Raw genomic sequence first — 12,497 nt, 5'->3', positions numbered from 1 at the left:
TCAACGATTACTCGTTGTCGGAACCGCCCAGACCTGCGTTCAGCAGTTCTGCCAGGCTCGCGGATGCATCTTCTGCAGTGACCTGCGGTGCAGCTGGCAGTTCGCCCGCAGCACGACGACGCATACGATCCTGGTGGTATGCATAACCGGTACCTGCCGGGATCAGACGACCCACGATAACGTTCTCTTTCAGACCGCGCAATTCATCACGCTTACCAGCAACAGCCGCTTCGGTCAGGACACGCGTGGTCTCCTGGAACGATGCTGCAGAGATGAAGGACTCGGTTGCCAGAGACGCTTTGGTGATACCCAGCAGATCGCGTGCGAAGGTCGCACCGATTTTGCCGTTCGCTTCCAGATCGCGGTTAGCAATCTTAACGCGAGAGTATTCAACCTGTTCGCCTTCCAGGAACTCGGAGCTGCCTGCGTTTTCGATGGTTGCTTTACGCAGCATCTGACGAACGATAACTTCGATGTGCTTATCGTTAATCTTAACGCCCTGCAGACGGTAAACGTCCTGTACTTCGTTGGTGATGTAACGCGTTACCGCGTGTACGCCACGAAGACGCAGAATGTCGTGCGGTGCTTCTGGACCATCGGAAACCACGTCACCACGTTCTACACGTTCACCTTCGAACACGTTGAGCTGACGCCACTTAGGAATCATCTCTTCGTACGGCTCGCTGCCATCTACTGGGGTGATAACCAGACGGCGTTTACCTTTGGTCTCTTTACCGAAGGAGATGATACCGCTGATTTCAGCCAGGATTGCAGGCTCTTTCGGACGACGTGCTTCAAACAGGTCCGCAACGCGTGGCAGACCACCGGTGATGTCCTTGGTACCGCTGGATTCCTGAGGAATACGCGCCAGAGCATCACCCGCACCGATCTGAATACCATCTTCCAGCTGTACGATCGCTTTACCCGGCAGGAAGTACTGCGCAGGCATATCGGTACCCGGGATCAGAACGTCGTTACCCTGAGCATCAACGATTTTCAGTGCAGGACGCAGATCTTTACCACCGGTAGTACGTTCAGCAGAATCCAGAACCACCAGAGAAGACAGACCGGTCAGCTCGTCGGTCTGACGAGTAATGGTCTGGCCGTCGATCATGTCAGTGAAGCGGATGAAACCACTTACTTCGGTGATAACCGGCATGGTGTGTGGATCCCAGTTTGCAACGGTTTCACCGCCGGCAACCTGCTCGCCATCACCTTTCGCCATAACCGCACCGTAAGGCACTTTATAGCTCTCTTTGGTACGACCGAATTCGTCGATCAGTTTCAGCTCGGTGTTACGAGAGGTCACAACCAGCTTGCCGGCGGAGTTAACAACAGACTTCGCGTTGCTGAGCTTGATGCTACCTTTGTTTTTCACCTGGATGCTGGATTCAGCAGCCGCACGAGATGCCGCACCACCGATGTGGAACGTACGCATCGTCAGCTGTGTACCCGGCTCACCGATGGACTGTGCCGCGATAACGCCGATTGCTTCACCTTTGTTGATGATGTGGCCACGCGCCAGGTCACGACCGTAGCAGTGCGCACATACACCAAAGTCGGTGTCACAGGATACAACGGAACGCACTTTCACTGAGTCAACAGAGTTCGCTTCCAGCAGGTCACACCAGTGCTCGTGCAGCAGCGTGTTGCGTGGAACCAGAATGTCCGCAGTGCCCGGCTTCAGAATGTCTTCCGCGGTCACGCGACCCAGAACGCGATCGCGCAGTGGCTCTTTAACATCACCACCCTCGATAACCGGGGTCATGGTGATACCTTCGAGGGTGCCACAATCGTCTTCGGTCACAACCAGATCCTGCGCAACGTCAACCAGACGACGCGTCAGATAACCGGAGTTCGCTGTTTTCAGTGCGGTATCCGCCAGACCTTTACGAGCACCGTGCGTGGAGATGAAGTACTGGAGTACGTTCAGACCTTCACGGAAGTTCGCGGTGATTGGCGTTTCGATGATGGAGCCATCTGGCTTCGCCATCAGACCACGCATACCTGCCAGCTGACGAATCTGTGCTGCGGAACCACGCGCACCGGAGTCGGCCATCATGTAGATGCTGTTGAAGGAAACCTGCTGCTCTTCTACGCCGTCACGGTTAATCACGGTTTCGGTCTGCAGGTTATCCATCATCGCTTTGGATACACGATCGTTCGCCGCTGCCCAGATATCGATAACTTTGTTATAGCGTTCGCCCGCGGTAACCAGACCAGACTGGAACTGCTCCTGGATCTCAGCAACTTCGGCTTCCGCTTCAGAGATGATCTCGTGTTTCTTCTCTGGGATGACCATGTCATCGATACCAACAGATGCACCTGAACGCGCTGCATAAGCAAAGCCGGTATACATTGTCTGGTCAGCGAAGATAACGGTCGGCTTCAGACCCAGAATGCGGTAACAGGTGTTCAGCATTTTGGAGATCGCTTTCTTGCCCAGCGCCTGGTTGACGATGGAGAAAGGCAGACCTTTCGGTACGATCATCCACAGAATCGCACGGCCAACGGTCGTGTCTTTCAGGCTGGTTTTCGCAACGAATTCGCCGTTTTCATCTTTTTCGTATTCGGTGATACGCACTTTAACGCGCGCATGCAGAGAGGCCAGGCCAGCGCGGTAAATACGCTCAGCTTCTTTCGGGCCAGTCAGCACCATGCCTTCGCCTTTGGCGTTAACACAGTCACGGGTCATGTAGTACAGACCCAGTACAACGTCCTGAGAAGGAACGATGATTGGCTCACCGTTCGCTGGAGACAGGATGTTGTTGGTAGACATCATCAGCGCACGCGCTTCGAGCTGGGCTTCCAGCGTCAGCGGTACGTGAACAGCCATCTGGTCACCATCGAAGTCGGCGTTATAAGCCGCACAAACCAGCGGGTGCAGCTGGATAGCTTTACCTTCGATCAGGACTGGCTCAAATGCCTGGATACCCAGACGGTGCAGGGTTGGTGCACGGTTCAGCAGTACCGGGTGTTCGCGGATAACTTCGTCCAGGATATCCCAAACGACAGCTTCTTCACGCTCAACCATTTTCTTCGCGGCTTTGATGGTGGTGGCCAGGCCACGCAGTTCCAGCTTGCCGTAGATGAATGGTTTGAACAGCTCCAGTGCCATTTTCTTCGGCAGACCGCACTGATGCAGACGCAGGTATGGACCTACGGTGATTACAGAACGACCGGAGTAGTCAACACGCTTACCGAGCAGGTTCTGACGGAAACGACCCTGTTTACCTTTGATCATGTCGGCCAAAGATTTCAGAGGACGTTTGTTAGAACCGGTAATCGCACGACCGCGACGACCGTTATCCAGCAGGGCATCTACCGCTTCCTGCAGCATACGTTTTTCGTTGCGTACGATGATGTCCGGCGCAGCCAGATCCAGCAGACGCTTCAGACGGTTGTTACGGTTGATAACGCGACGATACAGATCGTTCAGATCGGACGTTGCGAAACGACCACCATCCAGCGGTACCAGTGGACGCAGATCTGGCGGCAGAACCGGCAGAACGGTCAGGATCATCCACTCTGGCTTGTTGCCAGACTGAACGAACGCTTCCAGCAGTTTGATACGCTTGGTCAGCTTTTTACGCTTGGTTTCGGAGTTAGTTTCGTTCAGCTCTTCACGCAGCTGCTCGCACTCTTGCTCCAGATCCATGCTCTTCAGCAGGGCCTGGATAGCTTCCGCACCCATCTTCGCGTCGAATTCGTCACCGAACTCTTCCAGCGCGTCCAGATACTGTTCTTCGGTCAGAATCTGGTTACGTTCCAGGTTCGTCATACCGCCTTCGATCACAACATAAGATTCGAAGTACAGAACACGTTCGATATCGCGCAGCGGCATATCCAGCAGCAGGCCGATACGGGACGGCAGAGATTTCAGGAACCAGATGTGAGCAGTCGGAGACGCCAGCTCGATGTGGCCCATACGCTCACGGCGTACTTTGGTCTGGGTCACTTCAACGCCGCACTTCTCACAGATCACACCACGGTGTTTCAGGCGCTTGTACTTACCGCACAGGCACTCGTAGTCTTTTACTGGCCCGAAAATACGCGCACAGAAAAGGCCGTCACGCTCAGGTTTGAACGTACGGTAGTTGATGGTTTCCGGCTTTTTAACTTCACCAAAAGACCATGAACGGATCATGTCTGGCGAAGCCAGAGCAATTTTGATCGCATCAAACTCTTCGGTTTTAGTCTGCGCTTTCAGAAACTTTAATAAATCTTTCACGGATTTGCTCCCGTCGGAGTTAGCACAATCTGGTGTCGGGGGTTAACCCGACACCAGTGACCTGTTTGAGCGAGAATTACTCGTCTTCCAGTTCGATGTTGATACCCAGCGAACGAATCTCTTTCAACAGTACGTTGAAGGATTCTGGCATGCCCGGCTCCATCTGATGGTTGCCGTCCACGATGTTCTTATACATCTTGGTACGACCGTTCACGTCATCAGACTTAACGGTGAGCATTTCCTGCAGGGTGTATGCCGCGCCGTATGCTTCCAGCGCCCACACTTCCATCTCCCCGAAGCGCTGACCACCGAACTGAGCCTTACCACCCAGCGGCTGCTGAGTAACCAGGCTGTAAGAACCGGTAGAACGAGCGTGCATTTTGTCGTCGACCAGGTGGTTCAGTTTCAGCATGTACATGTAACCTACGGTTACCGGACGCTCGAACTGTTCACCGGTACGGCCGTCAAACAGCGTAATCTGACCAGACGTTGGCAGACCACCCAGTTGCAGCAGCTCTTTAATTTCAGCTTCTTTTGCACCGTCGAATACCGGCGTTGCAATTGGCATACCCTTACGCAGGTTTTCCGCCAGACGCAGAACTTCATCATCGCTGAAGGTGTTCAGGTCGACTTTCTGACGCACGTCGGTACCCAGATCGTAGGCACGCTGGATGAATTCGCGCAGTTTCGCGACTTCTTCCTGCTGCTTCAGCATGGCGTTAATCTTGTCGCCGATACCTTTCGCAGCCATACCCAGGTGAGTTTCCAGGATCTGACCGATGTTCATACGAGACGGTACACCCAGTGGGTTCAGTACGATATCTACCGGCGTACCGTTAGCATCGTGCGGCATATCTTCGATCGGGTTGATCTTAGAGATAACACCCTTGTTACCGTGACGACCTGCCATCTTATCACCAGGCTGGATCTGACGTTTAACGGCCAGATACACCTTAACAATCTTCAGCACGCCTGGTGCCAGATCGTCGCCCTGAGTGATTTTGCGGCGTTTCGCTTCGAGTTTTTTCTCGAACTCGTGTTTCAGTTCGTCATACTGCTCAGCCAGCTGTTCCAGCTGATTTTGTTTCTCTTCGTCGGTCAGGCCCAGTTCCAGCCAGCGATCGCGTGGCAGTTTGTCGAGCTTCTCAGCTTCAACGCCACCGGCAACCAGCACCGCATAGATACGGCTGAACAGACCCGCTTCGAGGATCTGCAGTTCTTCAGACAGGTCTTTCTTCGCCTGTTTGAGCTGCATCTCTTCGATTTCCAGCGCACGCTTATCTTTCTCAACGCCGTCACGGGTGAAGACCTGAACGTCGATAACCGTACCGGAAACACCGTTTGGTACGCGCAGAGAAGAGTCTTTAACGTCAGACGCTTTCTCACCGAAGATTGCACGCAGCAGTTTCTCTTCTGGCGTCAGCTGGGTTTCACCTTTAGGCGTAACCTTACCAACCAGAATGTCGCCGCCGGTCACTTCCGCACCGATGTAAACGATACCGGATTCATCCAGTTTGGAGAGCGCAGCTTCACCCACATTAGGGATGTCAGCGGTGATCTCTTCTGGCCCCAGCTTGGTGTCACGGGACACACATGCCAGTTCCTGAATGTGGATGGTGGTGAAACGATCTTCCTGAACTACACGCTCGGAGACGAGGATGGAGTCTTCGAAGTTGTAACCGTTCCACGGCATGAACGCTACGCGCATGTTCTGACCGAGCGCCAGTTCACCAAGGTCGGTGGACGGACCGTCTGCCAGCACGTCGCCGCGCTCAACTGGCTCACCCAGAGACACGCAAGGCATCTGGTTGATACAGGTGTTCTGGTTAGAACGGGTGTATTTGGTCAGGTTGTAGATGTCGATACCCGCTTCGCCCGGATACATCTCGTCTTCGTTAACTTTGATAACGATACGGGATGCGTCGACGTACTGAACGGTACCGCCACGCTTAGCCACTGCAGTAACACCGGAGTCAACGGCAACAGCACGTTCCATACCGGTACCAACCAGCGGCTTATCAGCACGCAGAGTTGGAACGGCCTGACGTTGCATGTTCGCACCCATCAATGCACGGTTGGCGTCATCGTGTTCCAGGAACGGGATCAGGGACGCACCGACGGATACCACCTGCTGGGTGGATACGTCCATGTAGTCAACCTGGTCGCGGCTGAACAGGCTGGATTCGCCTTTGCTACGGCAGGTAACCAGATCTTCTACAAAGTGGCCTTCGTCATCCAGGTTGGAGTTCGCCTGAGCGATAACGTAGTTGCCTTCTTCGATAGCAGACAGGTAATGAATTTCGTCGGTAACAACACCGTCGGTCACTTTACGATACGGGGTCTCAAGGAAACCGTATTCGTTCGTCTGTGCGTACACGGACAGGGAGTTGATCAGACCGATGTTTGGACCTTCAGGCGTTTCGATTGGACATACGCGACCGTAGTGCGTCGGGTGTACGTCTCGAACTTCAAAGCCTGCGCGCTCACGGGTCAGACCGCCTGGGCCGAGTGCAGAGATACGACGTTTGTGCGTAATCTCAGACAGCGGGTTGTTCTGGTCCATGAACTGAGACAGCTGGCTTGAACCGAAGAACTCTTTCACTGCTGCAGAAATCGGCTTGGCGTTGATCATATCCTGAGGCATCAGGGTATCCAGATCGCCCAGAGACAGACGCTCTTTCACCGCACGCTCAACACGCACCAGGCCAACGCGGAACTGGTTTTCCGCCATTTCGCCTACGGAACGGATACGACGGTTGCCGAGGTGGTCGATATCATCCACTTCGCCTTTACCGTTACGGATATCGATGAGCTTCTTCATCACTTCGATGATGTCGTCTTTGCTCAGGATACCGGAACCTTCGATCTCATCGCGCAGCAGAGAACGGTTGAACTTCATACGACCAACCGCGGACAGATCGTAGCGGTCTTCGGAGAAGAACAGGTTCTCGAACAGGCTTTCCGCCGCTTCGCGAGTTGGTGGCTCACCAGGACGCATCATGCGGTAGATTTCGACCAGCGCGCTCAGACGATCGGTGGTTGGGTCGACACGGATAGTCTCAGAGATATACGCGCCGTGGTCCAGATCGTTGGTGAACAGCGTTTCGATACGTTTGTGGCCAGACTGGCTCAGCTTAGCCAGCAGATCCAGGCTCAGCTCCATGTTCGCTGGGCAGATCAGCTCACCCGTTGATTCATCAACGTAATCTTTCGCGGCTACTTTTCCTGCAATGTACTCAACCGGAACTTCGATGAGTTTGATATCATCTTTTTCCAGCTGGCGGATGTGGCGCGCGGTGATACGGCGACCTTTTTCCACATACACTTTGCCGTCGGCTTCGATGTCGAACGACGCGGTCTCACCACGCAGACGTTCCGGCACCAGCTCCATCTGCAGCTTGTTGTCGCGGATTTCAAAGATCACTTTCTCAAAGAACAGGTCCAGGATCTGTTCAGTGGTGTATTGCAGCGCACGCAGAATGATGGTTGCAGGCAGCTTACGACGACGGTCGATACGGACAAACAGGTTGTCTTTCGGATCGAACTCGAAGTCCAGCCATGAACCACGGTAAGGAATGATGCGTGCGTTATACAGTACTTTACCGGATGAGTGTGTTTTACCTTTATCGCTGTCGAAGAAGACGCCCGGGCTACGATGCAGCTGGGAAACGATAACACGCTCAGTACCGTTGATTACGAAAGTACCGTTGTCTGTCATGAGTGGAATTTCACCCATGTAGACTTCTTGTTCTTTAATGTCTTTAACGGTGCCTTCCGGCGCTTCGCGCTCGTAGATCACCAGACGCAGTTTTACGCGCAGCGGTGCGGAATAGGTCACGCCACGGATCTGACATTCCTGAACGTCAAACACCGGTTCGCCAAGGCGGTAGCTGACGTACTGCAGCTCGGAGTTACCGCTGTAGCTCTGAATTGGGAACACGGAGCGGAAGGCTGCTTCCAGACCGTACTGCCCTTCAGGATCTTGCTCGATAAACTTCTGGAACGAGTCAAGCTGGATAGAAAGGAGATATGGAATGTCCAGAACTTGTGGACGTTTACCAAAATCCTTACGAATACGTTTTTTCTCGGTATAGGAGTAAACCATAGGGTTCCTCAGCTCGCTGACAAGTCGACCCATCTGTCCGACGAAGGGACAGTTTGTGCAACACCATTTTGTGGACCGGAAAATTGAATACTTTCCGCAATACCTGTTGCTATCACGCTTAAATCATTTCGTCGCGATTTACACAGAGCGAGCACCCTGTCGCAATATATTAAGTCGTCGATAGAAACATGCATTGTCAGGACAACCAGCAGTCAAACAGTGTGAAATGCTACTGATGCCTTACAGCGCAAAAAGGCTGGTGACTAAAAAGTCACCAGCCATCAGCCTAATGACTTAGGCTGCAACCAGAAAAGTTGGCTTATTTAACTTCAACTTCAGCGCCAGCTTCTTCCAGAGATTTTTTCAGTGCTTCTGCGTCGTCTTTGCTCACGCCTTCTTTCAGCGCAGCTGGAGCAGATTCTACCAGGTCTTTAGCTTCTTTCAGACCCAGGCCAGTTGCGCCACGTACTGCTTTGATAACAGCAACTTTGTTAGCGCCAGCAGCTTTCAGAATTACGTCGAATTCAGTTTTTTCTTCAGCAGCTTCAGCCGGGCCCGCAGCTACAGCTACAGCAGCAGCAGCAGAAACACCGAATTTTTCTTCCATTGCAGAAACCAGCTCTACAACGTCCATTACGGACATAGCTGCTACTGCTTCAATGATTTGATCTTTAGTGATAGACATTTAAATTGTTCCTGAAAATCAGAATAAGTTTATACGTAAGCAAATGCTTTATAAAGATAACTGCGATTAAGCAGCTTCTTTCGCATCGCGTACAGCAGCCAGAGTGCGAACCAGTTTGCCAGCCGCAGCTTCTTTCATGGTTGCCATCAGGCGTGCAATTGCTTCTTCGTAGGTCGGCAGGGTTGCCAGGCGATCGATTTGCGATGCCGGGATCAACTCACCTTCAAAGGCTGCAGCTTTGACCTCAAATTTTGCATTCGCTTTCGCGAACTCTTTGAACAGACGAGCAGCAGCGCCCGGGTGTTCCATAGAGTATGCAATCAGGGTCGGACCAACAAACGTGTCTTTCAGGCACTCGAACTGAGTACCTTCAACTACGCGGCGCAGCAGGGTGTTACGAACAACACGCATGTATACGCCAGCTTCACGACCTGCTTTACGCAGTTCAGTCATTTTGTCTACAGTAACGCCACGGGAATCCGCAACTACTGCAGACAGCGCGCCTTTGGCTACTTCGCTGACTTCAGCAACAATCGCTTGTTTGTCTTGAAGATTTAAAGCCATTAGCTTTGCTCCTGGATGTTTGCCGGAACTCATGTTCCGGAACTCACTTCACTCTCCCCAACGGAAAGAGCGTCTTAATACGGTGAGCAGAAACAAGCCAGAGTATCCAAAAATAATCTTAGCGTTCTGTCACCGTCTACGCAGGGGATTAAGTCTCTTGCGAAACACCTGCGGTCTTCGACGGAGGCCTGGATTAGGCCAGGCTCCAACGAACAAATCTTTTAGCCGCTAACTTTTGTTAGCAAACGTGGGGGTAAGATTGTAGACAAAATCACCGCCCACGTAAAGGCATTAGTTTGCAGCAGCGCTCAGGCCAGCCTGGTCAACTGCAACACCTGCACCCATGGTGGTGGAGATGCTAACTTTCTTGATGTACACGCCTTTCGCCTGAGTTGGTTTTGCTTTTTTCAGCGCAACCAGCAGAGATTCCAGGTTTTCTTTCAGTTTGTCAGCGTCAAAGTCCACTTTACCGATGGTGGTGTGGATGATGCCGTTTTTGTCGTTACGATAACGAACCTGACCTGCTTTAGCGTTCTTAACCGCTTCAGCAACGTTAGGGGTTACAGTACCCACTTTCGGGTTTGGCATCAGGCCGCGTGGACCCAGAACCTGGCCCAGCTGGCCAACAACGCGCATTGCATCTGGAGAAGCAATAACAACGTCAAAGTTCATTTCGCCTTTCTTGATCTGATCAGCCAGATCTTCCATACCTACCAGTTCAGCGCCAGCAGCTTTAGCAGCTTCAGCGTTTGCACCCTGAGCAAATACAGCTACACGTACGGAACGGCCAGTACCGTGTGGCAGTACAGTTGCGCCACGAACGTTCTGATCGGATTTACGCGCGTCGATGCCGAGGTTAACGGCAACGTCAACGCTTTCAACGAACTTAGCAGTTGCCAGTTCTTTCAGCAGAGCGATAGCTTCGTTGATGTCGTACTGTTTGGTCGCATCAACTTTGTCACGGATCACGGACATGCGCTTGGTCAGTTTAGCCATTTCTTAGTCCTCCACTACCAGGCCCATGGAACGTGCAGTACCTTCGATTGAGCGAGTCATCGCTTCAATGTCGGCACCAGTCATGTCGGCAGCTTTGGTCTGCGCGATTTCCTGCAGCTGAGCGCGGGAAATTTTACCGACTTTGTCTTTGTTCGGTTTACCGGAACCAGACTTGATACCCGCTGCTTTCTTCAGCAGAACTGCTGCTGGAGGGGTTTTGGTAACGAAAGTGAAAGAACGGTCAGCGTAAACAGTGATTACGACTGGGATTGGCAGACCTTTTTCCAGGGATTCGGTTTTGGCGTTGAACGCTTTACAGAATTCCATGATGTTCACACCCTGCTGACCCAGAGCTGGACCAACTGGTGGACTTGGGTTCGCCATACCAGCTGCAACCTGCAGCTTGACGTAGGCTTGTACTTTCTTAGCCATTCTAAAATCCTCTGATTGGGTGATAGCGCCTCAGAGAGGCTCCCCGTGAATAAAATTCGTTTTACGGGCCGTAACCCATAAAAACAAAAGGCGCGAAATTGTATTCCAATCTCGCGCCTTGTGCAACGATTTAATCGTTGCTTTTTTGATCGCTGCTTAGGCTTTTTCGACCTGTGCAAAGTCCAGCTCTACCGGGGTCGCACGACCGAAGATAGAAACAGACACTTTCAGGCGGGACTTCTCGTAGTCCACTTCTTCAACGACGCCGTTAAAGTCAGCAAACGGACCGTCATTAACACGAACCATCTCACCCGGTTCAAACAGCGTTTTCGGACGCGGCTTATCACCCACCTGCTGCAGGCGGTTCATAATCGCATCAACTTCTTTATCGCTGATTGGCGCCGGACGGTCAGACGTGCCGCCGATAAAGCCCATCACGCGCGGTACGCTGCGCACCAGGTGCCAGCTCGCGTCGTTCATCACCATCTGAACCAGCACGTAACCCGGGAAGAATTTACGCTCGCTTTTGCGACGTTGGCCGCCACGGATCTCGACCACTTCTTCGGTCGGAACCATCACTTCGCCAAATAACTCTTCCATGTTGTGTAATTTGATATGCTCACGCAGCGACGTAGCTACGCGGCCTTCAAAACCGGAAAACGCCTGAACGACGTACCAACGCTTTTTAGGGGCTTCAGACATCTTAGAACCTCAGGCCAGTGATAAAGGAAACCAGGCGAACCAGAATACCATCCAGTCCCCACAGGATCAGTGACATTACAGCGGTAACCGCCGCTACGATCAGCGTGGTGTGCAATGTTTCCTGGCGAGTCGGCCAAATGACCTTGCGGACTTCGGTACGTGCTTCGCGAGCGAAAGCGACAGTCGCTTTGCCTTTTGTCGTCAACAGCGCGACACCACCCGCTGCAGCAATCAGAATTACCACTGCAAGCGCGCGTAGCGGCAGCATCATGTCACGATAAAGATAGTTGCCAACAATTGCCACGATCAGCAGCACGGCTACAACTACCCATTTCATCGCTTCCAGGCCGCGCCCGCTCCCTTGAGCTTCGGTATTCGCACTCATAAACCAACCTGTCAGAAGTATTCTACAAACATTTTCACCCCGCGATTGCGAGGCAAACCAAATCGAAATGCTTATTCGCTTTTCGGATTATACGCTCTCTGCAGAGCCTGTCTCAGCAATGATTATGACAAAAATAATCACTGATGAGCCAGGTTCTGATGTGAAAGCGTGCAAAAAGGGCATCAAATGATGCCCTTTTATTGCGCATTGCGTCAAATGTTATCAGCGATTAGCCGAGAACTTTAGCAACAACGCCCGCGCCAACGGTACGGCCGCCTTCACGGATTGCGAAACGCAGACCATCGTCCATCGCGATTGGGTGGATCAGAGTCACAACCATCTTGATGTTGTCGCCTGGCATTACCATCTCAACGCCTTCTGGCAGTTCGATGGTACC

The 12,497-nt window shown here is 52.5% G+C and carries 9 protein-coding genes; all 9 read right to left on the bottom strand.

What is annotated here, in order from left to right:
- Positions 1-7: 7 nt before the first annotated feature.
- Positions 8-4,231, bottom strand: a complete 4,224-nt coding sequence (rpoC, locus tag KK102_RS21675) for a DNA-directed RNA polymerase subunit beta' (protein WP_216358413.1) — start codon at positions 4,229-4,231, stop codon at positions 8-10.
- Between the two features lie 76 nt (positions 4,232-4,307).
- The gene (gene rpoB / locus KK102_RS21670) at positions 4,308-8,336 is read right to left on the bottom strand and encodes a DNA-directed RNA polymerase subunit beta (RefSeq protein WP_100167617.1); all 4,029 of its coding nucleotides are present in this window, start codon (positions 8,334-8,336) and stop codon (positions 4,308-4,310) included.
- A 319-nt stretch (positions 8,337-8,655) separates the two neighbouring features.
- Positions 8,656-9,021 carry a 50S ribosomal protein L7/L12 gene (rplL, locus tag KK102_RS21665; RefSeq protein ID WP_002445276.1) on the bottom strand — a complete coding sequence of 122 codons (366 nt, stop codon included), beginning with the start codon at positions 9,019-9,021 and terminating at the stop codon, positions 8,656-8,658.
- 66 nt (positions 9,022-9,087) lie between these two features.
- Positions 9,088-9,585, bottom strand: coding sequence for a 50S ribosomal protein L10 (gene rplJ / locus KK102_RS21660; RefSeq protein ID WP_003862338.1), 498 nt, complete (start codon positions 9,583-9,585; stop codon positions 9,088-9,090).
- Positions 9,586-9,876: 291 nt separating this feature from the next.
- Positions 9,877-10,581, bottom strand: a complete 705-nt coding sequence (gene rplA / locus KK102_RS21655; RefSeq protein WP_006176745.1) for a 50S ribosomal protein L1 — start codon at positions 10,579-10,581, stop codon at positions 9,877-9,879.
- Positions 10,582-10,584: 3 nt separating this feature from the next.
- Positions 10,585-11,013, bottom strand: a complete 429-nt coding sequence (gene rplK, locus KK102_RS21650; protein WP_008503452.1) for a 50S ribosomal protein L11 — start codon at positions 11,011-11,013, stop codon at positions 10,585-10,587.
- A gap of 156 nt (positions 11,014-11,169) precedes the next feature.
- Positions 11,170-11,715 carry a transcription termination/antitermination protein NusG gene (gene nusG, locus KK102_RS21645; RefSeq protein ID WP_003862341.1) on the bottom strand — a complete coding sequence of 182 codons (546 nt, stop codon included), beginning with the start codon at positions 11,713-11,715 and terminating at the stop codon, positions 11,170-11,172.
- A 1-nt stretch (position 11,716) separates the two neighbouring features.
- Positions 11,717-12,100 (bottom strand): preprotein translocase subunit SecE, encoded by a 384-nt coding sequence (gene secE, locus KK102_RS21640; protein ID WP_003862342.1) that lies wholly within the window; start codon positions 12,098-12,100, stop codon positions 11,717-11,719.
- Between the two features lie 229 nt (positions 12,101-12,329).
- On the bottom strand, positions 12,330-12,497 hold a 168-nt coding region (locus KK102_RS21635; RefSeq protein ID WP_023165744.1), incomplete at its 5' end, for an EF-Tu C-terminal domain-related protein.

It is taken from the genome of Enterobacter quasimori (assembly GCF_018597345.1).
GTDB lineage: Bacteria > Pseudomonadota > Gammaproteobacteria > Enterobacterales > Enterobacteriaceae > Enterobacter > Enterobacter mori.
This window is presented reverse-complemented; position numbering and strand designations above follow the sequence as displayed.